We start from the raw sequence: 24154 nt of genomic DNA on the forward strand, positions 1-24154 counted from the left end.
ACGGACAGGCGAACTGCGGGCTGTCAGATGAACTTCTGGCTCGCGAGGAACTCGGCGAGCTGCTTGCCGCCCTCGCCCTCGTCCTTGACGATCGTGCCCGCGGTGCGCGCCGGACGCTCGGCCGCGGACTCGACCACGGTGCAGGCGTTCTCCAGACCGACCTCGTCGGCCTCGATGTCCAGGTCGGACAGGTCCCAGGACTCCACCGGCTTCTTCTTCGCCGCCATGATGCCCTTGAACGACGGGTAACGCGCCTCACCCGACTGGTCCGTCACCGACACCACCGCGGGCAGCGAGGCCTCCAGCTGCTCGGAGGCGGTGTCCCCGTCCCGGCGGCCCTTGACGACCCCGTCCTCGACCGACACCTCGGACAGCAGGGTCACCTGCGGCACACCCAGCCGCTCGGCGAGCAGCGCCGGGACGACACCCATGGTGCCGTCGGTGGAGGCCATGCCGGAGATCACCAGGTCGTAGCCGGCCTTCTCGATGGCCTTGGCCAGCACCAGCGAGGTGCCGATGGCGTCGGTGCCGTGCAGGTCCTCGTCCTCGACGTGGATGGCCTTGTCGGCACCCATCGACAGCGCCTTGCGCAGCGCGTCCTTGGCATCCTCCGGGCCCACCGTCAGCACGGTGACCTCGACGTCGTCGTCGGAGTTCTCCGCGATCCGCAGCGCCTGCTCGACCGCGTACTCGTCCAGCTCGGAGAGCAGACCGTCCACGTCGTCCCGGTCGACGGTCAGGTCATCGGCGAAGTGCCGGTCGCCAGTGGCGTCGGGCACGTACTTCACAGTGACAACGATCCTCAAGCTCACGCCGGCTCTCCTACTGCATCGTCATTTCGGGGGCTGCCTTCCTGCAGGCAGCATAGGCGCCCGAAGCGGCTGATCCCGGTCGGGGCGGCAGCGCGCTCCGACGGGAAACATTACTCGCCAGTACACCCAGTTCATTCCCGCTAAGCAAGCGCTTTGAACTGTGACCTTCGCAACGCAGCGTAACCGGAACCGGACATGCACCGCCCGCCTGCGCACAGAGCGGGACCAGCCGGTCAGTCCCGCAGGGAGGTGAAGCGTCCCTGGTGGTACAGCAGAGGGCGGCCGCGGCCCGCCGAGGCGCCGTGGACGATCTCCGCGATCACGATGCGGTGATCGCCCGCGGGCACCCGTCCGGTGATCCGGCACACCAGCCAGGCCAGGACCCCGTCGAGAACCGGCACGCCCTCGGGACCGTCGTGCCAGACGGTGGGCGCACCGAAGCGGTCGGCACCGCTGCGGGCGAAGGTGGCCGCCAGATCCTCCTGGTGCTCGCCGAGTATGTGCACCCCGACGTACTCGGTGCCGGCGACGGCGGGCCAGCTGGAGGCACCGGTGCCGATACCGAAGGAGATCAGCGGTGGTTCGGCGGAGACGGAGGTGAGGGAGGTGGCGGTGAACCCGGCCGGTCCCTGCGGGCCGCGCGCGGTGATCACCGCGACGCCCGCCGCGTGCCGCCGGAAGACAGAGCGCAGCAGACCCGGCGAGCCGGGCTGGGCGGGTACGGAAGCGGCGCCGGGCGAGCGCCGGGCCGTGCCGGTACCGGAGGTCACACCGCCTCCCCGAGGGCCGCGATGACGTCGACCGTGCGCGGCTGTCCGGTGGCCCGCCGCACGATCCGGCCGCCGGCGTCAAGGACCAGCACGGTGGGGGTCTTCACGATGTCCAGTGCGCGCACGAGGTCCAGGTGTGCCTCGGCGTCGATGTCGACGTGTGCGACGCCGGGCACCATCCCGGCCACTTCGCTCAGCACCCTGCGGGTGGCGCGGCACGGGGCGCAGAAGGCGGTGGAGAACTGCACCAGCGTGGCACGCTCCCCCAGTGTGCGGCCCAGCTCGGCCTCACCCAGCCGCGTGGTCTCGTCGCGTTCGCGCACCCGAACCCTCTCCCGTCCGCCGCACCCGCGGCTCAGCTGAACACCGGCACCGCACTTCAGCGTGCGCCCGGCCGCGAAGATTCCCGCCCGCCGCCGCACCGGCACCGATGCGGTGAACAACTCCGCGCCGGCGCGTCTCCGGGCCGGCATGACGGCACGCCTCGACGGGGCCGGCCGCGGGGCGGTGAGGCACGGCCGGCCACGGATTCGGGGGTGTTCATGGTCGCGCTCGGGGTGCGGTCCGGCCTGTTCGCGGTGATCGTGGTGTCGTCGATCGCTGTGGTGCTGCGCCGCCGCACCAGGGCCAAGAGAACGCGGACGGCCTGCTCGTCGAGCAGGACGCCCGGCCGCGTGCACGGGAACACCGCACGTCCTACGCCTCGTTGACGGCCCACGACTCGGTGCCGGCCATGACCGACCTGTACCGCCGGCAAGAGGTGTGCCGGCTGCCGGCCTCGCGGAGCCCCTTGCCATGCACCACGCGCTCGCGGGGCCCGCTCCCGTGCGCCACACGGACAACGGACCCCGCGAACAGGTCCGCACGCACACGCCCTCAGACGCGCGCCATCTCTTCCTTCAGCGCCGCGACGAAGGCGTCGACGTCGCTCTCCGTGGTGTCGAAGGAGCACATCCAGCGCACCACGCCCTCGGTCTCGTCCCAGAAGTAGAACCGGAACCGTTTCTGCAGCCGCTCGCTCACCTCGTGCGGCAGCTTGGCGAAGACGCCGTTGGCCTGCACGGGGTAGAGGATCTCCACGCCGTGCACGGCGCGGACACCCTCCGCCAGCCGCTGCGCCATCCCGTTGGCGTGCCGCGCGTTGCGCAGCCACAGATCCTTGGCGAGCAGCGCCTCCAACTGCACCGACACGAAACGCATCTTGGAGGCGAGCTGCATGCTCATCTTGCGGATGTGCCTCATGCGGCGCACGGCGTCCTGGTTGATGACGACGACCGCCTCGGCGAACAGGGCGCCGTTCTTCGTCCCGCCGAGCGAGAGGATGTCGACACCGGCCGCGTTGGTGAAGGCGCGCATCGGGACGTCCAGCGAGGCGGCCGCGTTGGCCAGCCGGGAGCCGTCGACGTGCACCGCCATCCCGCGCTCGTGGGCGTGCTCGCAGATCGCGCGGATCTCCTCGGGCGTGTAGACGGTCCCCAGCTCCGTGCTCTGAGTGATCGACACGACCTGCGGCATGGCCCGGTGCTCGTCCTCCCAGCCGTACGCCTGCCGGTCGATCAGCTCGGGTGTGAGCTTGCCGTCCGGGGTGGGCACGGTCAGCAGCTTCAGGCCGCCCATCCGCTCGGGCGCGCCGCCCTCGTCGACGTTGATGTGCGCGCTGTCGGCGCAGATCACCGCACCCCAGCGGTCGGTGACCGCCTGGAGCGCGACGACGTTGGCACCGGTGCCGTTGAACACCGGGTACGCCTCGGCGGTGGCGCCGAAGTGGCTGCGGACGACGCGCTGGAGGTGCGCGGTGTACTCGTCCTCCCCGTAGGCGACCTGGTGCCCGCCGTTGGCCACGGCCAGCGCGGCGAGCACCTCCGGATGGGCCCCGGCGTAGTTGTCGCTGGCGAAGCCGCGGACCTCGGGGTCGTGATGGCGGCGCGCGTCGGTCTTCGGGGGGTTCACGGCTCCTCGGTCAGCCACAGGCGTTTTCCGTTCACTTCCGCGGCGGGCCTGCTCCAGACGTCGACGACGGCCTCGGCCAGGTCCTTGACGTCCGTGAAGCCCGCGAACTTCGCGTTGGGGCGCTCGGCGCGCATCGCGTCGTGCACCAACGCCTTCACCACCAGGATGGCAGCCGCGGACGTCGGCCCTTCGGCGCCCTCCGCCTTTCCGGCCTTGCGGAAGTAGTCGGCCATGGCCAGCGTCCAGGCCTCGGCGGCGGCCTTGGCGGCGGCGTAGGCGGCGTTGCCCGCGGTGGGTCTGCTGGCCCCGGCGGCGCTGATCAGCACGTACCGGCCGCGCTCGCTGCGCTGCAGCGCCTCGTGGAAGGCCAGCGAGGTGTGCTGCACGGTGCGGACGAGCAGCAGCTCCAGGAAGTCCCAGTCGTCCAGGCTGGTCTTGGTGAAGGTCTCGCTGCCGCGCCAGCCGCCCACCAGGTGCACCAGGCCGTCGACACGGCCGAAGTCCCGCTCGATGTGGGCGGCCCAGTCACGGGCGGACTTCAGGTCGAGCAGGTCGACGACGTCCCCGATCACGGTCGCGCCGCCGCAGGCGTACCGGGCCGCGTCCACGGCCTGGGAGAGCCGCTCGGGGTCGTTGTCCGCGCCGACCACGGTGGCCCCCGCCTCGGCGAGCCGGAGCAGCGCCGCCCGGCCGGCGGGTCCGCCCGCGCCGGCCACCGCGATCACCGCACCGCTCAGCGGCCCGTTGCCGTTCCTCATCGTTCCCTCCTGAGCACGCTTGTCGGTGCGCCCGCTCACGCGGCGCCCCGCTCGGCGCCGTGTGCCGTGATCTCCTCGGTGGAGGGAGCAGCCCTGCCTGCTTCAGGTTCCACCAGATCCTGCGTCGAATCGTCGATCACGCCGTAGATCTTCATCGGAGGCGGAGTGTATTCGCAAGATGCTTCGGTCAACTCGTGCGGACCTTCGCTTCGGAGGCGGTCGCGCTCACGCCGTGCGTGAACCGACGGCGGCCGGGCCGGACGACGATCCAGCCCCGCCCTCGCACTCGACGTGGTCATGCTCGTGCCACCCCTTGAGCCGGCCCAGCTTGTCCCGCAGCACCTGAGAGCACGCCCGGTCCACTGCCCGAAGCGTGCGTCCTCCTGCCAGGATGCCTGCGACTCGCATCCCCTGCTCGTCGGAGACGGCGAGCGGGGTCCTCACCGCGTGTTCGCGGTGCCGCTGCGGCTCGCGGCCTCGCAGGGGCTCGACCGCACCGGCGGTCACATCCTCGACGACACCGTGATGGCGGTCGGTGGCGACACATACGCCGAAGGCCGCGCCGTGTCCTCCTGCGACGGCTCCGGCATCGAGACTCCGACCAGATGACGACGTCGCACGGCGGCTGTGGCAGCCGACTGTCCGCAAGCCGCGACACGCCGCGCCGCCCCCGCCTCGGGCGGGCCCCGCCTTCCGGTGAAGGCCCGCCCGGGCGGTCAGGACGTTCAGGCGGCCAGGACGTTCAGGACGCCTTGCGGCCGGCGCCGTCCTGCTCGGAGTCCGGGGCGGTCGCGCGGATCCCCTTGGTCGACGCGATCACGTGCTTCAGCTTCCTGGACAGCGCCTCGTAGAACATGCTCAGCGGGAACTCGTCCGGGAGCACCTCGTCGACGAGCTTGCGCGGCGGCTGGGTCAGGTCCAGGGCGTCGGGGCCCTTGGCCCACACCGAGCCCGGGTGCGGGGCGAGGTAGCGGGAGACCAGCTCGTACCCGGCGAACCAGTGCACCAGCTTGGGACGGTCGATGCCGTCGCGGTACAGCCTCTCGATCTCCGCGCACAGCTGGTTGGTGACCTGCGGGGCGCGCTCCCAGTCGATGGAGAGCTTGTTGTCCCGCCAGCGCACCACGTCGTGCTGGTGCAGGTAGGCGAAGAGCAGCTGGCCGCCCAGGCCGTCGTAGTTGCGCACCCGCTCACCGGTGACCGGGAAGCGGAACATCCGGTCGAAGAGCACCGCGTACTGCACGTCGCGCGCCTGCGGGACGCCCTCCTTGGCGAGCTGCACGGCCTCCTTGAAGGCGGTCAGATCGCAGCGCAGCTCCTCCAGGCCGTACATCCAGAACGGCTGGCGCTGCTTGATCATGAACGGGTCGAAGGGCAGGTCGCCGTGGCTGTGGGTGCGGTCGTGGATCATGTCCCACAGCACGAAGGCCTCTTCGCAGCGCTTCTGGTCGTGGACCATCGCGGCGATGTCCTCGGGCAGGTCGAGGCCCAGGATGCCGACGGCGGCGGCGGTGACCCGGCGGAAGCGGGCGGCCTCGCGGTCGCAGAAGATACCACCCCAGGAGAAACGTTCCGGCGCCTCGCGGACGGCGACGGTCTCCGGGAACAGCACGGCGGAGTTGGTGTCGTAGCCGGCCGTGAAGTCCTCGAAGGTGATGCCGCAGAACAGCGGGTTGTCGTAGCGGGTGCGCTCCAGCTCGGCCAGCCAGTCGGGCCAGACCATGCGCAGCACGACCGCCTCCAGGTTGCGGTCCGGGTTGCCGTTCTGCGTGTACATCGGGAAGACGACCAGGTGCTGCAGGCCGTCCACACGGTTGGCGGCCGGCTGGAAGGCGAGCAGCGAGTCGAGGAAGTCCGGGACCTGGAAGCCGCCGTCGGCCCAGCGGCGCAGGTCCTGCACGAGCGCCGTGTGGTAGGCGGCGTCGTACGGCAGCAGCGGCGACAGCTCCTCCACGGCGCCGATCACCCGGCGCACGGCCTCCTCGGCCTCCTGGCGGGCCGGAGCACCCTCCGCCTCGAAGTCGATCGAGCCGTCCTTGGACTGCCAGGGCCGGATGCGCTCCACGGCATCCTTGAGCACGGGCCATGCCGGGTGCTCGACCACCCTGACTTCCGGAGGATTCTTCTCCTCCGCACCCACCTGCACAAGAATTTCCGTCATGTCCAACCCTCCACAGGAGATGCTCTCGCACTGCGACCGTATACGCGCAACCTTTCTCTCAGCAAGGGCTTGATCAGAAAATCGTCCTGCGAATGGCCTTGACGACCGCCCATCTTCCCGCCACTCCCCCGAGCGACGCCCACCCGGACTAGCCCACTCGGGTGAGGGTCGGCCGCGTGTGCGGAGGCGGTCACCTGAGCCGGGCCCCCAGGGGCGGCGATACGCGCACCCGGGTCAACCGTCCGGAAGGCGCGCCCACCCCGGGGTGAGCTAGAAGCCGCCCGGGTCCTGGTGAGCCGGGCCATCACCCCGAGCACTTCGCGCAGTGCAGGGTCCGTCGCACTCCGTCACCGTTAGGCTGCGGCACTGCCGCGTGGACGACGAGGTCCCCGAGGTCCGCGTGCGTCACGAGCCGCCGTCGACGAAAGCGAGTTGAACCTTGAACTTCCTTACCATCGGTCACCGCGGAGTCATGGGTGTCGAGCCCGAGAACACCCTCCGGTCCTTCGTCGCCGCCGAGCGGGCCGGCCTCGACGCCATCGAGCTCGACCTGCATCTCAGCAAGGACGGCGCACTGGTCGTCATCCACGACGCGGAGGTGGACCGCACGACCGACGGCAGCGGCGCCGTCGCCGACAAGACGCTCGCCGAACTGCGCGCCCTGGACGCCGGGCGCGGCGAGCGGATCCCGGTGTTCGAAGAGGTGCTCGACGCGGTGCGGGCGCCGCTGCAGGCCGAGATCAAGGACGTGGCGGCGGCCGAGGCGCTGGCCGAGGTCATGCACCGCCGCGACCTGGTCTCCCGGGTGGAGGTGCTGTCGTTCCACGACGAGGCGCTCACCGAGATCGCCCGCCTGGTGCCCGGCGTGCGCACCGCGCTGGTCGCCGACCGCTACGGCACCGAGGTCGTCGGGCGGGCCCGCGCGGCCGGCGCCGGCACGCTGGTGCTCGACATCCGCCGGCTGACCCTGGAGATCGTCGAGGAGGCCCGTGCCGCGGACCTGCGCGTCATCGGCTGGGTGGTCAACACCCTGGACCAGCTGCGGCTGGCCCGGGCCTTCGAGCTGGACGGGGTGACCACCGACCAGCCGGAGATCAAGCGCACCAGCCGCTTCACGGCGTGAGGACCTCCGGCCGCCGCCCCGGTGTGAGCCCGATCGGCCGCCGCCGTCCCGGTGCACGACCCCACGGACGCCCTCCCCGTGCGAGGGCGTCCGGCCGCTTCCCGCCCGCCGTTACGCCAGCTCCTTGACGAGCAGCTCGAACTCCAGGTCGTCGCGGAGCGGGATGCCGAAGCGCTCGTCGCCGTACGGGAAGGGCGTCCTCTTGCCCGTGCGGCGGTAGCCACGGCGCTCGTACCAGGCGATCAGGTCCTCGCGCACGGAGATCACCGTCATGTGCATCTCCCGCACACCCCACCTCAGCCGTGCCTGCCGCTCCGCCTCCGCGATGACGCGCTTGCCCAGACCTGTGCCCTGCAGAGCCGGACTGACAGCGAACATGCCGAAGTAGGCGTGGTCGCCGCGGTGTTCCAGCTGGCAGCAGGCGACCACCCGGCCGTCTCGCTCCACCGTGAGCACCGTGCTGCCGGGCGTCTCGATCGCGGCCCGCACACCCTCGGCGTCGGTGCGCTGCCCGTCGAGGATGTCCGCCTCGGTGGTCCACCCGGCCCGGCTGGCCTCCCCGCGGTACGCCGACTCCACCAGCGCCACCAGGGTGTCGACGTCGGCAACGGTGGCGTCACGGAAGGTGAGGTCGGTGGCGGCGGTGTCCATGGAACAGCCTTTCGGTCACTCGGGCGCTGGGCAGCACCGAGCCTAACCTCACCGCCCTGACCGGCCTTCCCGCGCCCCCTGGCGCGCGGCACCGCGCCTGTCCCTCGCGGGACGGACGAGAAGGCGTCCAGCCGCATACCCGGGCGGGCGCGCCGCCGCCGGTGGCGGCGCACGCGCCGGCGCCGCGCGCCGGTCCTCCCGCGGACGGCAGAACTGCCCCTAGGCTCCGCCGCATGGTGCATGTTCTGAGCAGCCGGATCCTGCTGCAGCCCACCGACCCCGAGCGCTCCCGCGTCTTCTACGGCGAGCAGCTGGGCCTGCCCGTCTACCGCGAGTTCGGCACGGGTCCGGACCGCGGCACCGTCTACTTCCTCGGCGGCGGCTTCCTGGAGCTGTCGGGGCGCCGCGACGACGCCCCGCGCTCCCCCGCGGCACGGATCTGGCTCCAGGTCGCGGACGTGGCCGCGGCGCACGAGGAGCTGCGTGCCAAGGGCGTCGGGATCGTGCGGCCGCCGGTGCGGGAGCCGTGGGGGCTGATCGAGATGTGGATCGCCGATCCGGACGGTACGCCCCTCGTGCTGGTCGAGGTGCCGGCGGACCATCCGCTGCGGTTCCGGCCGGGCATCTAGGTTCCGGCCGGGCATCGGAGTTCCGGCCGGGCATCGGAGTTCCGGCCGGGCGTCCAGGAACGTCCAGGGCATGCGGCGGGCGGCTTCCGAGGGCTCTGCCCCGCAGCGCGGACGGCGCCGGACGCGGGCTCCGCGGCGGGGCGCGGCCCGGTTCCGCGCGTGCACGGCGCAATTCCCGGCCAGACGATCTCCGCTGGCCACCGTCGGTGACGAAGGCTAGCGTTCCCGTGAGGGCGAGCTTGCCGGAGGATGCCATGGAGTTCGACAAGCCGGTGATCGGCGGTCCCTGCTGGGCGGAACTGGGCGCCAGTGACCTGCGAGCCGCCAAACTGTTCTACGGGGAGGTGTTCGGCTGGCAGTGCGGCGAGCCGGATCCCCGGCCGGAACTGCGCGGCTACACCGTCGCACGCCTGGCGGACGCCGCGGTCGCCGGACTCGGCCCTCTCTACCGGCCCACCCAGCCGGTGGCCTGGAACGTGTCCTTCGCGGTGAGCGACGCCGACGCGGTCACGAACAAGGTGGTGCAGGCCGGCGGGACGGTGATCCGCGGGCCGATGGACATCTTCGACGAGGGCCGGCGGACCGTCGCCCTCGACCCGTCCGGCGCCGCCTTCCAGCTGTGGCAGGCCCGGGAGTTCGCCGGCGCCCAGGTGTTCAACCGGCCCGGTGCACTGGGCTGGGTCGAGCTGGCCACCCGGGACGTCAAACGGGCCCGGGCCTTCTACGAGACGGTGTTCGGCTGGAGCGTCAACACCTCGGAGTGGTACACCCAATGGGGCATGCACGGCATGGACTTCGGCGGCGTGACGGCGCTGCACCACCGCTTTCCCGTGGATGTGCCGCCGCACTGGCTGCCGTACTTCGCGGTGGAGGACGTCGACGCCACCACCGAGGTCGCCGTCCGGGCCGGCGGCCGCGCGCTGCAGGAGCCCACCAACGTCGAGGGCGGGCCGCGCCTCGCGGTGCTGCGGGACGGGCAGGGTGCCGCCTTCGGCATCTATCAGACGGAGGAAGAGCAGGACGAACAGGACGAGGCACAGCAGGAGGCCGGCACCGGGGAGCGGCACGGATAGGCCGTGTCCGCTCGGACCGGGCCGGACACGGGGTGCGGTCCGGCGGTCGGGCCGTGTCCGGATTCCCGGGCGGGTCAGAGCCGCAGCGCCCCGGCGCGGCCTTCCAGGCGGCCCAGCAGCTCGGACAGCAGCGCGGCCAGTTCGTCGCGGCCGTGGGAGGCCAGGCCGGCGAGGACGGACCGTTCGTAGGCGAGCTGCTCGGGCAGCAGTCCGTCCACGAGATCGCGTCCGGCGTCGGTCAGGCGGACGTGGGCGACCCGGCGGTCCCGGGTGTCGCCGCGGCGTTCCACCAGTCCGCGTTCGGTGAGCTGTTTGAGCCGTTTGGTGACCGCCGCTCCGGAGGAGAAGGTCTCCCGCGCCAGTTCCCCCGGGGTCAGTTCGTGTCCGGTGCGCCGCAGCGCGCCGAGCAGGTCGAACTCCGGACGGCTCAGACCCGCCCGGCGCAGCGGCGCGTCCTCGGCCTGCTGGAGCAGCGCGGCGCACCGGTTGATGCGTCCGATGATCTCCATGGGGGCGGTGTCCAGGTCGGGGTGGACGGCCCGCCACTGACGGACAACCGTGGCGACGGTGTCGTCGGGCCGGCCCTCCCTCTCCTCGGTCGCCGGTGAGCCCGGGGCTCCGACCGTCTCGTCCGCCCTGCCCGCCGTCGCGGATGCCTGCCGTCCGTCGCGTGCCGTCATGGCCGTGCGTCCTCCGTGATGCTCCCCGTGTTCGCCTCCGGGGCGTGCGGACCCAGGCGGCGTACCGTCGCGGCGAGCGTACGGTGTCCGCCTTCCTCGGTGCGCATGACCTGCTCCTGGGGCAGCGAGCGCGGCCACCACTCCCCCGACGCGGCGTCGGCGGTGGCGCGCAGCTCCACGAGTGCGTCGGCCAGCCGCTGCCGGGCGGCGTCCAGGGCCGCGGGCTCCGGGCGTTCCTGGGCGAGCAGACGCGCGGCGTGCTCGCGGGCGGTGTCGGCGGCGGTGAGCGCCTGCCGGACACGGTGCCCTGCCTTGCGGTCGACGACGACCAGCGCGGCGGCGAACCCGACCAGCGCGCCCACGAGGGTGTCCGCGACCCGCTCGCCGATCAGCTCGCCCGCCGGCTGGGAGCCGCCGAACTCGCTGACCAGCAGCGCCATCGGGGTGACACAGAACGAGCCGAGCCAGTAGTTGCGGCTGATCAGGGCCTCGGCGCCGAAGGCGCACGCGAGGAGGCACAGCACGAGGGCCACCTCGCTCCGGTGCACGAGGGGGCTGAGGGCGGCGAAGACGAGGACGCCGACGACGTTGCCGACGACACGCTGGATGCTGCGGTTCCAGGTGTGGCCGAGGTTGACCTGGTGGAGGGCGGCGGCCGTGACCACGGCCCATGCGGGACGGCCGATGCCCAGAACGATGGAGGCGTACCCGGCGAGCGCGCAGCCCAGCGCGGTGCGCACGACGAACGGAGCGAGCGGGGCGAGCCTGCCGCGCCAGGGGCGGTGGAGTCCGGCCGGTGCGGTGTGCGCGCCGAGCGGGTCCTCGCCGGCCTCGGCCGCCCCGACGAGGACGGGCGGCACGGTCCTGGCGGTGCTCAGCTCGTGCGCCCAGGCGCGCAGGGCCCCGGGGTCGGTGTCCGCGGGTGCGGCGAGCGCGACCTCGGCGCGGATCAGCAGCCGCTCCAGGGCGCGCCGCTGCGGGGTGCGGGCGCCCGCGGCCCGCAGGGTCTGCCAGGCCGTCCGCACGGCGGCGGCCGCGGCGGCGGGCGCCCGCTGGTGGCCCTCGCCCGTGCCGCGGGTGGCGGCGTACGCGCCGGCCGCGCGCAGCGCCCGCGCGGCGACCCGGCGTTCCGGGCCGTACGGGCGCGGCAGCCCGGGCGCCATGCCGACCGCCCACGCCCACGCGGCCGCGGCCAGGGTGAGCCCCACATGGCCGGGGACCTGCTCCAGCTGCTGGGGGACGAAGAGCGAGCCGGAGGTGATGAAGGTGAGCACGACATTGCCCGGCGGGCCGATCCGGGTGGCGTCGCACAGTGCCTTCTGCACGGCGGCCATCAGCGCGCCGACGGTGACCAGGACCCACGGGTCTGTGGTGAACGAGGCGGCGAGCAGGGCGAGTGCCAGTCCGCCGACCATGCCGAGCACCACCCAGGCCAGGACGCGGGCACGGGCGCGGTAGGGACGGTTGTGGGCATACAGGGCGCACAGCGACCCGGGCATGGTGTAAATGGCCAGATCGAGCCGGCCCAGGGCGAGCAGCGTCAGGGCGGGCGGGGCCTGGGAGACGACGACGCTCAGCGCGGGCTTGAACCAGATGTCCGAGGGGCGGCCGGGCCGCAGCACACCGGCCGGCGCGAGGCACCGGAGAAGACGGGATGCGGAGGTCGGGGTCGCGCTGCTCATGCCTGCAACCTTAACAGGTGTTTTACCAGTAAAAGATTCGCTCAGGCCTCCGGAGCAGGGCGTGGGGCGGGCACGGTGGACGACGCGGGAGCGTCACGCGCTCTCCGCGTGCCCCTCCGTGCCCCCGTGCGCTCGTGTGCGCGCTGCGTGCCGCGGGCATCGCTCGAACGACAGACCGGGCGCCGTGGGGGCTCCGGACCGTCGAACGGGGAGGTGGGGGGTGCAGGCGACGGCCGCACTGAGCTGGCCGCTGGTCGCGCTGTGCACGGCGACCGGGACCTACTGTCTGCTGCGGATGCGCAGCCAGGTCGCCGAGCAGCGACGGACGGCGGGCGGCGAGGCCCTCATGGGGTTCGGGATGGCCGCCATGGCCGTACCTGCGGCGGCGTTCACGCCGCCGGGCTGGGTCTGGTCGGTCTGCGCCGCCGTCTTCGGCGCCACCGCGCTGCACGACCTGTGGCGGGCGCGGAGGAGTCCGCACCATCTGCATCACCTGGTCGGGGCGGGCGCGATGGTCTACATGTCCCTGACGATGGCCGGCGCGCCCGGCCCCCACCACCACATGCACGGCGGGTCCGGGACACCCGTGGTCACCGGCGTCCTGCTGCTCTACTTCGCTGGGTACGTCCTGCTGTCCGGTGTCCGGCTCATACCGGCTGCCGGTCCCGCCGGGGCTGGGCCGACAGCGGGCACCGGCGCCGCAGACGGGGGCGGTCCGGGCTGGGGCGACCGCCCGGAGCTGGCACGGGCCTGCCGCCTGTCGATGGGGATGGCGATGGTGGCGATGCTGCTGACCATGTGACGGGCGGCTGCGAAGGGTGCCGACTACACCGGTCTCAGGCAGGCACGCGCAGGAACGACGCAGCGCACCGCGCCGTAATCTGTGTCACTTCGCCGCTCGGGTGCGCACCCATGAGCGCGGGGCCGCTCTTATGGTGCTCGCATGATGGTCCCCGCGGTGCTGTTGCTGCTCGGTGCCCTCACCGCCGTCGCTGCTCCCCGTCTGCTCGCCCGGGCCGACTGGGCGGAGCGGGAACCGGTGGTGGCGCTGTGGGTGTGGCAGTGCGTGGTGGTCGCCGTCCTGCTGTGCTGCGCGCTGTCGATGACCTTGAGTGCGGCGGCGGCCTGGCAGGCGGTGCGCGGTCATGTCTTCGCGCCGGCGCCGCGCGGGGTGGTGGAGGCCTACGCCTTCGGCACGCCCGGCGCCTGGGCGCCCGTCACCGCGGTGACGCTCGCGTGCGGTGCCGCGTGGAGCGCGGCGATGCTGGTCCGCGAGATCGTGCGGGCCCGGGCCCGGCGACGGCGTCGGCGTGCCGAACTCCTCGAGCGGGCCCCGCTGCTGCCCGGCGAGGAACCCGGCACGGGCCGGCTCGTGGTGCTGGAGAGCGACCGGTCGGAGGCCTGGTGGCTGCCCGGCACGGCGCCCCGGCTGGTGGTGACCACGGCCGCGCTGCGCCGGCTGAAGGGACGGCAGCTGGACGCCGTGCTCGCCCACGAGCAGGGGCACGCGCGCGCCCGGCACGACTGGCTGCTGCACTGCTCGGCCGCGCTGGCGGAGGGTTTCCCTCAGGTGCCGGTGTTCGCCGCGTTCCGGGACGAGATGCACCGCCTGGTCGAACTCGCCGCCGACGACATGGCGTCGCGCCGCTTCGGCCGGCTGACCACCGCGCTCGCGCTGGTGGAACTGAACGAGGAACGGGGGGTGTTCGGCCCCTGCCCCGCCGCGCAGACGCAGGTGCCGCAGCGCGTGCACCGCCTGCTCACGCCGTGGGACCGGCTGCCCGCGCTGCGGCGTCTGCGGCTGACGGCGGTCGCCTCGCTGGTGCCCGCCGTGCCGGTGCTGGTGGCCGTCGTGCCGGGGCTGCGGGCCCTGGGCTGACACCCGGCCGGCCGACCAGAGAAGACGGACGCGGGACGTGCTGCCGCCCGGGCCGGGACGGGACGGACCGGGGCCGGCCGGCTCGCGTGGGGACCGGCGAGGCCGTGCGTCCCGTTTCCGCTCCGGCGGATCCCGTCGGCGGATCGCTCCCGCGGATCCCCCGTTCGCGTGTCCGGCCGGTCGCACGGTTTCACCCGCGGGCGGCCGGTCAGGATCGCGGTATGCGTCCCGCGTCCGTCACCTCCGCGCCCGCGCCGGCCCGTCCCCGCGGGCCGCGGTCGCCCGTCTGCCGCGCCCTGTGGATCCTCGCCGGGTGTTCCGCCGTGCTGTGGGCCCTGGTCGCCGTGCGGTGGCCGCCGCTGATGCGATGCGACGAAGCGGTGGCCCGCGCCTTTCACCGCTGGGCGGTCACCGATCACGGCACGACCCACGTCGCCCGCTTCCTCACCGACTGGGTGTGGGACCCGCTGACCATGCGGCTGCTGTGCGTGGCGGTCGCACTGGGGCTCGCCGTGCGCCGGCCGGCCAGGTTCGACGCCCTGTGGCTGGTGGCCGCCACGGCGCTGGGCCTGCTGCTGCAGTACGGGGTGAAGGCGGCGGTCGGCCGGCCGCGCCCCGTCTGGCCGGACCCGGTGGACACCGCCCGCCAGGCGGCCTTCCCGTCGGGGCACGCCATGACCGCGGCGGTGGTGTGCGGGCTGCTGCTGTGGCTGCTGCACCGTCACGGCGCCGGGCGCGCGCTCTGGCCGGCGGCCGTGGTCCTCGCCGGGGTCTCGGTCGTGGGCGTGGGGCTGACCCGGGTCTGGCTGGGAGTCCACTGGCTCTCGGACGTCGTCGGCGGCTGGCTGCTGGGCGCGACCGTGGCAGCCGCCGCGGCGGCTGTGCACGATCCGGCGCGAAAGCGGTGGCCGGCGAAGGTGTTGTAGGCGACGATGCTCCCCATGCTCGCTGTCCTCTTCGACTTCTCCGGCACCCTCTTCCGCATCGAGTCCGCCGAGTCCTGGCTGAGCGCCGTGCTGGACGCGGCCGGTCTGGCACTCGACCCCGCGGCGCTGGCCGGGACGGCACGCGCCCTGGAGGAGGCCGGGGCGCTCCCCGGCGGGGCACCGCCCCGCCGCGTCCCGGACGACCTGGCCGAGCTGTGGCGGATCCGGGACCGCAGCGCCGAACTGCACCGGGCCGCCTACACCGGTCTGTCCCGGCGGGTGCCCCTGCCCGATCCGGCGCTGCACGACGCGCTGTACGAACGGCACATGACGCCGGCCGCCTGGTCCCCCTACCCGGACGCCCTCGGAGTGCTGCGCACCCTGCGCGAGCGCGGGATAGCGGTGGGTGTGGTCAGCAACATCGGCTGGGATCTGCGCCCGGTGTTCCGGGAGCACGGCCTGGACCCGTATGTCGACACCTACGTCCTGTCGTACGAGCACGGCATCCAGAAACCGGACCCGAGGCTGTTCGAGAAGGCCTGCACACGGCTCGGCGCCGACCCGCGGCAGGTGCTCATGGTGGGTGACAGCCGCCACGCGGACGGCGGGGCGTCGGCTCTCGGCTGCCGGGTGCACTTCGTGGACCATCTGCCGGTGGCCGAGCGGCCGGACGGACTGCGGCCGGTGCTGGACCTGGTGGGCCGGCCGGACTGAGCCCAGGCGCCGGCCGCCGTGGGGCGGGCGTCGCCCCTGAGCGACGGCACACGGCCGCCGGAGGCGACGAACGGCTCGTCCCGGACAATCCCCCGCATTGCCCGAGACGAGCCGACGCGCCGACCAGCCCCGCGCCGGGGTGGCCGACCCGAGTATAGTTGGCTGGCAGCCAGTCAATGCAAGGAGTTACACCGTGTCCCCCCGCAGCGCCTCGGCGAATGAAGAGTTGCGACAGCGTTCCCGGGAGCGGCTGCTGCAGGCGGCGGTCGAGCTGGTGGGTGAGCGCGGCTACGACGCGACGACCCTGGGCGACATCGCCGACCGGGCCGGATCGGCCCGCGGACTGGTGTCGTACTACTTCCCCGGCAAACGGCAGCTGGTCCAGTCCGCCGTGCACCGCCTGATGCATCTGACACTGCAGGAGGCACTGGAGCGGGATCCGCACACCGAGGACGGCCGGGAGCGGCTGGCCCGCGCGATCGACGCGATCCTGGGACTGGCCCGCGACCGACCGGTGCTGATGCGCCAGCACATGGCGGGCATCCTGCAGGCCGAGGGGTTCGTGCAGTGCCCCGAGCAGCAGCGGCTGTCCCATCTGCTGCGGGACACCGTCGCCCGGAACGGCTCCTTGGACGTGGACGCCGACTATCGCAAGCTGCGCTCCCAGCTCATGGGGGCGGTCTACACGGCGCTGATCCCGGGTGCGCCGATGCCGGTGGCCGCGCTGCGGGCGGAGCTGTTCGAACGCTACCGGCTCGACTGGCGTCTGGGTGTGCCCCCGGGCGACACGAACGACGAGAAGAAGGACGGCGGCCCGGGCGGCCCGGGCACCTCCCGCACCGGCGCCGCCGGAACCTCGCGGCGGCCGACCGGACGGCCGGAGCGGTAGGGGCCCGGGCGCTGCCGGGCGTGGTGCGCGGGCGGGCGACACGCCCGCCCGGCGTCTTTCCACTCCCGCGCGGGGTCGCCTGCTGCCATGCTGGAGGCATCAGCGATCTCCTCCGACCGCCGGGGTAAGGAGTTCCGCCGTGCTGCGTGTCGCCGTCGTCGGCTCGGGGCCGAGCGGGTGCTACACCGCTCAGAGCCTCGTCCAGCAGGACTCCTCCGTACGCGTCGACGTCCTGGACCGGCTGCCGTGCCCGTACGGGCTGGTGCGCTACGGGGTGGCGCCGGACCACGAGAAGATCAAGTCCCTGCAGAACAGCCTGCGCACGGTGCTGGAGCACGAGCGGGTCCGCTTCCTGGGGTGCGTGCAGGTCGGCGGCCCCGGCGGGCTGCCGGTCCGCCGGCTGCGCGAGCTGTACCACGCGGTGGTGTACTGCGTGGGCGCCGCGGCCGACCGCCGTCTCGGCATTCCGGGCGAGGATCTGCCGGGGAGCTGGTCGGCGACCGAGTTCGTGTCCTGGTACAGCGCCCACCCGGACGCGGTGGACGCCGGTTACCTGCGAGGCGTGCACAGCGCCGTGGTCGTCGGCGTGGGCAACGTGGCCGTCGACGTCGCCCGCATGCTGGCCCGCCGCCCCGAGGAGCTGACCGCCACCGACATGCCCGAGGCGGCCCTGGCCGCACTGGCCGCCGGCACGGTGCGCGAGATCCACATGGTGGGCCGGCGCGGCCCGTCCCAGGCCCGCTTCACCACCAAGGAACTGCGCGAACTGGGGTCCCTGTCCGGTGCCGGGGTCGTCGTGGATCCCGACGAGCTGGCTCTGGATCCCGCGTACGCCGACCCTTCGGGCCTTCCCGCCGCCCAGCGGCGCAATGTCGAGGTGCTGCACGGGTGGGCGGCCGCCCCGGCGCGGGGTGCGGAGCGCCGTGTCCGGCTGCGTTTCTTCCTCCGGCCCGTCGAGGTCCTGGAACGGGGCGGCCGGGTGGCGGGCGTGCGGTTCGAGCGGACGGTGCCCGACGGGCAGGGCGGCATCACCGGGACCGGACGGTACGAGGACGTGGCCGCGCAGTTGCTGCTGCGCTCGGTGGGCTATCGCGGCGTTCCGCTGGACGGGCTGCCGTTCGACGCGGTCACCGGCACCGTGCCGCACAAGGAGGGGCGGGTGCTGCGCGACGGGGCGGTCGCTGCGGGCGAGTACGTGGCCGGGTGGATCAAGCGGGGGCCGACCGGTGTGATCGGCACCAACCGGCCGTGCGCGAAGGAGACGGTGACGTCGCTGCTCGCCGACGCGCCCGCGCTCATGCGGGTACAGGTGCCCGAGGACGCCGTGGCGGTGCTGCGCGCCGACGGTGTGGAGCCGGTCGAGTGGGACGGCTGGCAGGCGATCGAACGCGCCGAGGCGCGGCTCGGGGCCTCGCTGGGGCGCGGTGTGGTCAAGCTCCCGGACTGGGATTCGCTGCGGGCGGCGGCCGCCGGCCGGGACGTCTGACCGGGGCGCCCGTGCGCGTGCGGCCCGGCGGGCCCGCTCAGCCGGTCGCGGTGCGCGCTGCCTGCCGGGCCGCGGCGTCGAGCACGCTGTCGATCAGGCCGGGGAAGAGCGTGTCGAGGTCGTCGCGGCGCACGTCGTTCATCTTGGCGGTGCCCCGGTAGACCTGCCAGATCACCCCGGCCTCGCGCAGCACCCGGAAGTGGTGCGTGGTGGTCGACTTGGAGACCGGCAGGTCGAAACAGGAGCAGGACAGCTCCCGGCCGGCCTCGGCCAGCCGGCGCACGATCTGCAGCCGCAGAGGGTCGGACAGCGCGTGCAGGACGCCCTCCAGGCGGATGTCCTCCCGCACGGGGTGCGGAAGGGCACGGCTGCCGGCAGCGGGAACGGTGACGGTCACAGCGGGCTCCACTTCGTACGGACCTTCCATGGTACGAAGGACGTCGTAGTTTGACATCTGCCGTACTATGACGACTATCGTACTAGCTTGCCATCGGTCCCGTAACGATTGGAGCCCGACGTGAGCGCGCTCTTCGAACCTCTCACCCTGCGCCAGGTCACCTTCCCGAACCGTGTCTGGATGCCCCCGATGTGCCAGTACTCGGCCGCGCCCGAGGGCCCGGAGACCGGCGCTCCGACCGACTGGCACTTCGCCCACTACGCGGCCCGCGCGGCCGGTGGCACCGGCCTGATCATCGTGGAGGCCACCGCGGTCTCCCCGGAGGGCCGGATCTCCCCCTACGACCTGGGCATCTGGAACGACACGCAGGTCGAGGCGTTCCGCCGGATCACCGGCTTCCTGCGCGGCCAGAACACGGTGCCCGGCATCCAGCTGGCTCACAGCGGGCGCAAGGCGTCGACCGACCGCACCTGGAAGGGCGGCAACCCGGTGGGGCCCGAGGAGCACGGCTGGCAGCCGGTGGCGCCGAGCCCGGTGGCCTTCGACGACAAGCACCCCGTCCCCACCGAGCTGAGCACCGACGACATCCGTGACATCGTCGACCGGTTCGCGCGGGCCGCCCGCCGGGCGCTCGCCGCGGGCTTCGAGGTCGCCGAGATCCACGGCGCCCACGGCTACCTCATCCACGAGTTCCTCTCCCCGCACTCCAACCACCGCACCGACGCCTACGGCGGCTCCTACGAGAACCGGGTGCGCTTCGCACTGGAGGTCGTGGACGCGGTCCGCGCGGTGTGGCCGGAGGACAAGCCGCTGTTCTTCCGCATCTCCGCCACGGACTGGCTGGAGGAGGGCGGCTGGACGGCCGACGACACGGTGCGTTTCGCGGCGGAGCTGCACGCCCACGGCGTGGACCTGCTCGACGTCTCCACCGGCGGGAACGCGGCCGGGGTGCGTATTCCGGTCGGCCCCGGCTACCAGGTTCCTTTCGCCGCGCGTGTCAAGGCCGAGACGCCGATGCCGGTCGCCGCGGTCGGACTGATCACCGAGGCCGGCCAGGCCGAGAAGATCCTGGTGAGCGGCGAGGCCGACGCGGTCCTGGTGGGCCGTGAGCTGCTGCGCGACCCGTACTTCGCCCGGCACGCGGCCCGCGAGCTGGGCGGCGACGTGCACGTGCCGGTGCAGTACCACCGCTCCGTCTGAGCCGGAACGGCGTTGCGCGCGGCCCCGAGCCGCGCGCAAGGCCCCGTCGGGCGGGGGCGCCGGCCGTCACCGTCCGGCCCGCTCCCGCCCGACGGCCGCCAGCCGTTCCACCGTCCGCTCCATGCCGGGCAGGACCCGCTGGCCCGCCAGCGCCAGGGCGATCGCCGCGATCACACCGGTCCAGGCGACGGGGCCGAGCGGGCTGCAGCCGAAGAGGCGGCTGACGCCGGGCGTCTGGACCACCGCGATCAGCACCAGCGCCGAGCCGAGGGACGTCACCCGCACCAGCGGGCTGCCCCGCCGGTCCAGCAGGGTCTGGGCGAGCTGGGTGCCGACCACCCCGCACAGGGCCATCGTCCCGGAGCGGCGTGCCGTGCCCGGGGTGAAACGGCCGATCAGCCAGGCCGTGACCGCGCCGAGGCAGGTGGTCAGGGCGCGGTGACGGATCTGCCGGATCAGCGGCTCGCCGAGAACCCCGCCGGCCGCGTCCTCGGGCGAGGTGGCCCTGGCCTGCCCGGCGTCCTCCTCGGGGGTCACCGCCACGGCCATCGCCGGGAACAGGTCGGTGAACAGGTTCACCATGAGCATCTGCCGGGTGGACAGCGGCGCCCTGCCCGACAGCAGGGTGCCGAGGATGCCGAAGCCGACCTCGCCGGCGTTGCCGCCGATCAGGATGGCGATGGCGTCCGCGACGCTGTGCCACAGGGCGCGGCCCTCGCCGATCGCGTCGATGAGGACGGTGAGGTCGTCGTCGGTCAGCACGATGTCGGCGGCGTTGCGCGCGGCCGCCGAACCGCGGGCGTTGATGCCCACGCCGATGTCGGCGGCGCGGATCGCCGCCGCGTCGTTGGCGCCGTCGCCGACCATGCCGACCACCCGGCCCGCGTCCCGCAGCGCCTCCACGACCTGGAGTTTCTGCTCGGGCGCCACCCGGGCCACCACACCCGCGTCCCGCAGCATGCCCGCCCGCGTCCGCCGGTCGGCCGCGGCCAGTTCGTCCCCGGTCACCACGGGGGTGTCCTCGGCCCAGCCCAGTTCGGTGGCGATGGCCTGCGCGGTCTGCGGATGGTCACCGGTGAGCATGACCGGGCGGACGCCCTCCTCGTACAGGCCGTGCACCAGGGCGGTGGAGGTGTCGCGGGCCACGTCGGACAGCCCCAGCAGACCGGTGAACTCCAGCTCGTGCAGCGGCTCTTCGAGGACGTCGGCGTCCTCCTCGGAGTCGTCGAGCCGCCGCTGCGCCACCGCGAGGATGCGCAGTCCGCCTCCGGCCAGCGTCTGCGCCGCCTCGGAGGCGTCCGGGGTCGGACCGGGGCAGGCGGGCAGGACGGTCTCCGGGGCGCCCTTGACCACGAGGATGCGCGGACTGCCGTCACCGGTGCGGCCGACGGCCGCCGCATAACCGCGGGCGGCCTCGAAGGGCATGCTGTCCCGTTCCGTCCAGTCCGGGTCGGGACCCGCGGCGGCGAGCACGGCCTCATCGGTGGCGTGCACGGGCCGGTCCGACCCGCCGGCCGGCCGGGGGCAGGCCCGGGCCGCCACCCGCAACACGTCCGCAGCCTTGCCGTCCGTCGCCGCGTGCACCGCGCCGCCGGCGTCGGCGACCCGCACCACCCGCAGCCGGTTCTCGGTGAGCGTGCCGGTCTTGTCGAAGCAGAGCGTGTCCATCCGGCCCAGCGCCTCCAGGGTGCGCGGGGTGCGCACCAGCACACCGCCGCGGCTGAGCCGCCGGGCCGCGGCCAGCTGGGCCACCGTCGCCACCAGCGGCAGTCCCTCCGGCACGGCGGCCACGGCGACGGAGACCCCGCCGCTGACCGCCTCCCGGACGGGGGTGCCGCGCAATAGGGCGAGACCGGTGACGGCGGCCCCGCCGGCCAGCGTCAACGGCAGCGCCTTGCCGGTCAGTTCCTGCAGCCGGGCCTGGACACCGCCGGCCGGAGGCGTACGGGCGGCCAGGTGCACGGCACGCGCGGCCTCGGTGTCCTCCCCGGTGTCCACCACCACGCCGCGCGCCTGCCCGGCCACGACCGTCGTGCCCTCGAAGACCATGCAACGCCGGTCGGCGACGGCCGCGTGCGGTGTGGGCGCGACCTGCTTGTCCACCGGCAAGGACTCGCCGGTCAGCGCGGACTCGTCGACCTCCAGGCCCTCCTCCCACAGCAGGCGCGCGTCGGCGGGCACCACGTCGTCCACCGTCAGCTCGATCACGTCGCCGGGCCGCAGCCGGCCGGCGTCGACGGTGCGGGCACCGGCGTCCTTCGGCACCAGCCGCGCCCTGCGCTGCTGGTCGGCGAGCAGCCCGGACAGCGCCCGCTCGGCGCGCAGCCGCTGGAAACCGCCGATCAAGGCGTTCAGATCCAGGGCGCCGACCACGAGCAGCGCGTCCATGACGGAGCCGAGGATCGCCGACGCGGCCGAACCGACCGCCAGGACCGGGGTGAGGGGGTCGTGCAGTTCGCCGCGCACGGCCCGGCCCAGCTGCACCGTCCAGCGCGCCGGGGCCATGACCGGTTGCCGGGAGACGGCACCGGCCCGCTTGCGCAGCCGGGCGGCCGCCTGCCCGAGCCCGGCCGGTTCGGTCTCCTCCTCGTGGGAGAGGCGCTCGCGGGCCTCGCTCGTGTCCAGCTCGTGCCAGTGCACACGCGGACGCGGATGCGGAGGACGGGCGGCGACCACACCGAGCGCGGCACGCGTGCCCGACAGCAGGGCGACGGCCGCCGCCACGTCGACCGGCGCATGCCGCAGCCCGGGCAGCACCGGCCGGCGCCCCCGCTTCGAGGAGGACTCGCCCACCGCGACCAGCAGTCCCGACAGCGCGGCCCCGGAGCGGGCGAGGACCTGCGCCCGGCGTCCCACACCGCGAGCCGCCGGGACCGCGGTGAGCAGCCGCCACACATCCGGCAGACCGTGCAGGGCCAGCAGGTCGGCGCTCCAGTAGACCGCGCCGTCGCCGTCGGTGAGAGCGACGGCGATGTCGCTCCCGTGCAGCCCGGCCGGAACAGTGCGGTCGCCGCCCGGCCTCACCCGGGCCACTGTGAGCACCGCACGCCGGCCGTCGCCGCGCAGCAAGTGCACCACGTCGTCCAAGGGACGGCGGGCGTCGGCCACCTCGTCGGCGAGACCGACGAGATCCTCCAGGACCGGATCGTCCACCAGGACGACCCTCAGTCCGGCACGCCGCGCCGCATCCAGGACGGGCTCCGCCCACGGGTCGAGGTCGCCGTGCACGGTCCGCAGCGCACTGGGGTGCAGGACAAGGGTGCCGGTGGTCTCCAGCCGGCGCAGTCGCTCCGGGTTCCGCACCAGCACCCCGGTGCGCGCCAGCAGGGCGCTGAGCACGCTGTGGAAGACGGCGGGCCCGTAGCGGGCCGCCTTGGGCGAACCCGCCAGCACCGCCTCGGCCGCCTCCGACCCCGAGTGCTTGACCAGCAGCGTCGCCGCCGCGCCCGCCAGACTGCCCGCCGAGGCGTGATCGGCGTACTCCTGCGCGGGAGACAGATGCAGCGGGGGCCGCGGGGCAGGGTCCGCGGCGACACGGAAGCGGTCGGGGTCGCACAGACGGTCGTGCAGCCGGTCGAACGCGGCAGCGCGGGCCACCGTGTCGGTCAGCTGGCAGGCCCGCAGCGTCCCGTCGAGCACCAGAGCGACCGGGGTCTGCCCGGCACCGTGGGCGGCGGCGTTCGCGCAGGCCATCGCCAGGTCCATACGGCTGCCGCCCAGCCGGTCGCGCAGCCAGGTGCCGAAGTGCGGGTTCTCGCGCAGCAGGGTCACCGCGGCCGTCACCGCGCGCGGTGACGGCGGAAGGCGCAGCGCGGAGGCGGTGAGCGCCACGACGATGCCCAGCGCGTCGGCGGCCAGCGTCGCGACGGCCGCCCGCACCCCGGCGGGATCGGCCGGATGGGTCGGCTCCTCCGGATCGCCACCGGACGCCAGACCGTGCCGGGCGGCCAGACCGGCCGCGTGCTCCACGATCTCGTCGACGACCTCGTCACCGGTGGCGGCCAGGACCAGGCGGCCCAGTCCCTGGTCCCAGTACGCGAACAGCACATCGGGATGGTCCGCCAGCGCGGCGGCCACACGGTGTGCCACCTGCTCGACGCCTCCGGCCCGGTGCACCCGCTCGGGCTCGGCGGCGTGCAGGGCGAGGTGCGCGCGGGCGCCGGAGCGCCAGGGCGCTGTCGCGCCGGTCAGCGCCCCTCGGGTGACGTGTGCGACCCGTACCGCCACATCTGCGCCGCGCACACCGGCGCGTGCCGTCCCGGCGAGCGCCCCGGCAGCCTTGCCCACCGCCGGAGCACTCGCCCGCACGACCCGCCGGGAGGCGGCAGCCGGCGTCGTCAGCAGACCGAGCACCATGGGCTCTCCTCCGCGTTC

22 protein-coding genes are annotated in these 24154 nt (G+C 73.8%); 11 read left to right on the forward strand and 11 right to left on the reverse strand.

Going from position 1 to position 24154, the window contains the following annotated elements:
- Nucleotides 1-23: 23 nt before the first annotated feature.
- From IE286_RS01020 to IE286_RS01040, 5 genes are all read right to left on the reverse strand, one after another.
- Nucleotides 24-812 (reverse strand): electron transfer flavoprotein subunit beta/FixA family protein, encoded by a 789-nt coding sequence (locus IE286_RS01020; RefSeq protein ID WP_189794608.1) that lies wholly within the window; start codon nt 810-812, stop codon nt 24-26.
- 233 nt (nt 813-1045) lie between these two features.
- A complete protein-coding gene (locus tag IE286_RS01025) occupies nt 1046-1507 on the reverse strand; it encodes a flavin reductase family protein (RefSeq protein WP_229861914.1) in 462 nt (153 codons plus the stop codon).
- 71 nt (nt 1508-1578) lie between these two features.
- A complete protein-coding gene (locus IE286_RS01030; protein ID WP_372462514.1) occupies nt 1579-1941 on the reverse strand; it encodes a TlpA family protein disulfide reductase in 363 nt (120 codons plus the stop codon).
- A gap of 517 nt (nt 1942-2458) precedes the next feature.
- Nucleotides 2459-3532: a threonine aldolase family protein gene (locus IE286_RS01035; protein WP_189794611.1), complete on the reverse strand. Its 1074-nt coding sequence runs from the start codon at nt 3530-3532 to the stop codon at nt 2459-2461.
- Nucleotides 3529-4290: an SDR family NAD(P)-dependent oxidoreductase gene (locus IE286_RS01040; RefSeq protein WP_189794612.1), complete on the reverse strand. Its 762-nt coding sequence runs from the start codon at nt 4288-4290 to the stop codon at nt 3529-3531. The genes IE286_RS01035 and IE286_RS01040 overlap by 4 nt, the downstream gene beginning before the upstream one ends.
- 447 nt (nt 4291-4737) lie before the next feature.
- Here IE286_RS01040 and IE286_RS01045 point away from each other — a divergent pair, with 447 nt between their 5' ends.
- On the forward strand, nt 4738-4899 hold the full coding sequence (locus tag IE286_RS01045; RefSeq protein ID WP_189794613.1) for a hypothetical protein: 162 nt from the start codon (nt 4738-4740) through the stop codon (nt 4897-4899).
- A 133-nt stretch (nt 4900-5032) separates the two neighbouring features.
- Here IE286_RS01045 and IE286_RS01050 read toward each other — a convergent pair whose 3' ends face one another.
- Entirely contained in the window at nt 5033-6451 is a 1419-nt protein-coding gene (locus IE286_RS01050) for a DUF6421 family protein (protein WP_189794614.1), read from the reverse strand.
- A 439-nt stretch (nt 6452-6890) separates the two neighbouring features.
- Here IE286_RS01050 and IE286_RS01055 point away from each other — a divergent pair, with 439 nt between their 5' ends.
- A complete protein-coding gene (locus IE286_RS01055) occupies nt 6891-7574 on the forward strand; it encodes a glycerophosphodiester phosphodiesterase (RefSeq protein WP_189794615.1) in 684 nt (227 codons plus the stop codon).
- 111 nt (nt 7575-7685) lie between these two features.
- Here IE286_RS01055 and IE286_RS01060 read toward each other — a convergent pair whose 3' ends face one another.
- Entirely contained in the window at nt 7686-8225 is a 540-nt protein-coding gene (locus tag IE286_RS01060; protein ID WP_189794616.1) for a GNAT family N-acetyltransferase, read from the reverse strand.
- Between the two features lie 233 nt (nt 8226-8458).
- Here IE286_RS01060 and IE286_RS01065 point away from each other — a divergent pair, with 233 nt between their 5' ends.
- Both IE286_RS01065 and IE286_RS01070 read left to right on the forward strand, forming a co-directional pair.
- A complete protein-coding gene (locus tag IE286_RS01065) occupies nt 8459-8854 on the forward strand; it encodes a VOC family protein (RefSeq protein ID WP_189794617.1) in 396 nt (131 codons plus the stop codon).
- Nucleotides 8855-9108: 254 nt separating this feature from the next.
- On the forward strand, nt 9109-9927 hold the full coding sequence (locus tag IE286_RS01070; protein ID WP_189794618.1) for a VOC family protein: 819 nt from the start codon (nt 9109-9111) through the stop codon (nt 9925-9927).
- A 74-nt stretch (nt 9928-10001) separates the two neighbouring features.
- Here the strand turns inward: IE286_RS01070 and IE286_RS01075 are convergent, their stop codons facing one another.
- Both IE286_RS01075 and IE286_RS01080 read right to left on the reverse strand, forming a co-directional pair.
- On the reverse strand, nt 10002-10607 hold the full coding sequence (locus tag IE286_RS01075) for a MarR family winged helix-turn-helix transcriptional regulator (protein ID WP_189794619.1): 606 nt from the start codon (nt 10605-10607) through the stop codon (nt 10002-10004).
- Nucleotides 10604-12289 carry an FUSC family protein gene (locus IE286_RS01080; RefSeq protein WP_189794620.1) on the reverse strand — a complete coding sequence of 562 codons (1686 nt, stop codon included), beginning with the start codon at nt 12287-12289 and terminating at the stop codon, nt 10604-10606. Before IE286_RS01080 ends, IE286_RS01075 begins: the two co-directional genes overlap by 4 nt.
- A 220-nt stretch (nt 12290-12509) precedes the next feature.
- On the opposite strand from IE286_RS01080, the gene IE286_RS01085 reads away from it, so the two are divergent.
- From IE286_RS01085 to IE286_RS01110, 6 genes are all read left to right on the forward strand, one after another.
- The gene (locus IE286_RS01085) at nt 12510-13091 is read left to right on the forward strand and encodes a DUF5134 domain-containing protein (protein WP_229861903.1); all 582 of its coding nucleotides are present in this window, start codon (nt 12510-12512) and stop codon (nt 13089-13091) included.
- A gap of 141 nt (nt 13092-13232) precedes the next feature.
- Nucleotides 13233-14168, forward strand: coding sequence for a M56 family metallopeptidase (locus tag IE286_RS01090; RefSeq protein WP_189794622.1), 936 nt, complete (start codon nt 13233-13235; stop codon nt 14166-14168).
- A 221-nt stretch (nt 14169-14389) separates the two neighbouring features.
- Nucleotides 14390-15094 (forward strand): phosphatase PAP2 family protein, encoded by a 705-nt coding sequence (locus IE286_RS01095; protein ID WP_189794623.1) that lies wholly within the window; start codon nt 14390-14392, stop codon nt 15092-15094.
- 15 nt (nt 15095-15109) lie between these two features.
- On the forward strand, nt 15110-15808 hold the full coding sequence (locus IE286_RS01100; RefSeq protein WP_189794624.1) for an HAD family hydrolase: 699 nt from the start codon (nt 15110-15112) through the stop codon (nt 15806-15808).
- A 193-nt stretch (nt 15809-16001) separates the two neighbouring features.
- Complete coding sequence (locus IE286_RS01105) at nt 16002-16697, forward strand: TetR/AcrR family transcriptional regulator (protein WP_189794625.1); 696 nt, start codon at nt 16002-16004, stop codon at nt 16695-16697.
- 139 nt (nt 16698-16836) lie between these two features.
- Nucleotides 16837-18183, forward strand: coding sequence for an FAD-dependent oxidoreductase (locus IE286_RS01110; protein ID WP_189794626.1), 1347 nt, complete (start codon nt 16837-16839; stop codon nt 18181-18183).
- Nucleotides 18184-18220: 37 nt separating this feature from the next.
- Here the strand turns inward: IE286_RS01110 and IE286_RS01115 are convergent, their stop codons facing one another.
- Complete coding sequence (locus IE286_RS01115; RefSeq protein ID WP_189794813.1) at nt 18221-18610, reverse strand: ArsR/SmtB family transcription factor; 390 nt, start codon at nt 18608-18610, stop codon at nt 18221-18223.
- A gap of 90 nt (nt 18611-18700) precedes the next feature.
- On the opposite strand from IE286_RS01115, the gene IE286_RS01120 reads away from it, so the two are divergent.
- Nucleotides 18701-19780, forward strand: coding sequence for an NADH:flavin oxidoreductase/NADH oxidase (locus tag IE286_RS01120; RefSeq protein ID WP_189794627.1), 1080 nt, complete (start codon nt 18701-18703; stop codon nt 19778-19780).
- Nucleotides 19781-19846: 66 nt separating this feature from the next.
- Here the strand turns inward: IE286_RS01120 and IE286_RS01125 are convergent, their stop codons facing one another.
- Nucleotides 19847-24136, reverse strand: coding sequence for a cation-translocating P-type ATPase (locus IE286_RS01125; protein WP_189794628.1), 4290 nt, complete (start codon nt 24134-24136; stop codon nt 19847-19849).
- Between the last annotated feature and the right edge of the window lie 18 nt (nt 24137-24154).

This window comes from Streptomyces thermodiastaticus, assembly GCF_014656135.1.
GTDB classification, from domain to species: Bacteria; Actinomycetota; Actinomycetes; order Streptomycetales; family Streptomycetaceae; genus Streptomyces; species Streptomyces thermodiastaticus.

What these genes read in the sequence shown, in the direction of transcription:
- IE286_RS01060 (WP_189794616.1), bottom strand. Translation starts at nt 8,225, where the DNA reads ATGGACACCGCCGCCACCGACCTCACCTTCCGTGACGCCACCGTTGCC.
- IE286_RS01095 (WP_189794623.1), top strand. Translation starts at nt 14,390, where the DNA reads ATGCGTCCCGCGTCCGTCACCTCCGCGCCCGCGCCGGCCCGTCCCCGC.
- IE286_RS01040 (WP_189794612.1), bottom strand. Translation starts at nt 4,290, where the DNA reads ATGAGGAACGGCAACGGGCCGCTGAGCGGTGCGGTGATCGCGGTGGCC.
- IE286_RS01090 (WP_189794622.1), top strand. Translation starts at nt 13,233, where the DNA reads ATGATGGTCCCCGCGGTGCTGTTGCTGCTCGGTGCCCTCACCGCCGTC.
- IE286_RS01115 (WP_189794813.1), bottom strand. Translation starts at nt 18,610, where the DNA reads ATGGAAGGTCCGTACGAAGTGGAGCCCGCTGTGACCGTCACCGTTCCC.
- IE286_RS01050 (WP_189794614.1), bottom strand. Translation starts at nt 6,451, where the DNA reads ATGACGGAAATTCTTGTGCAGGTGGGTGCGGAGGAGAAGAATCCTCCG.
- IE286_RS01080 (WP_189794620.1), bottom strand. Translation starts at nt 12,289, where the DNA reads ATGAGCAGCGCGACCCCGACCTCCGCATCCCGTCTTCTCCGGTGCCTC.
- IE286_RS01070 (WP_189794618.1), top strand. Translation starts at nt 9,109, where the DNA reads ATGGAGTTCGACAAGCCGGTGATCGGCGGTCCCTGCTGGGCGGAACTG.
- IE286_RS01075 (WP_189794619.1), bottom strand. Translation starts at nt 10,607, where the DNA reads ATGACGGCACGCGACGGACGGCAGGCATCCGCGACGGCGGGCAGGGCG.
- IE286_RS01100 (WP_189794624.1), top strand. Translation starts at nt 15,110, where the DNA reads ATGCTCGCTGTCCTCTTCGACTTCTCCGGCACCCTCTTCCGCATCGAG.
- IE286_RS01125 (WP_189794628.1), bottom strand. Translation starts at nt 24,136, where the DNA reads ATGGTGCTCGGTCTGCTGACGACGCCGGCTGCCGCCTCCCGGCGGGTC.
- IE286_RS01065 (WP_189794617.1), top strand. Translation starts at nt 8,459, where the DNA reads ATGGTGCATGTTCTGAGCAGCCGGATCCTGCTGCAGCCCACCGACCCC.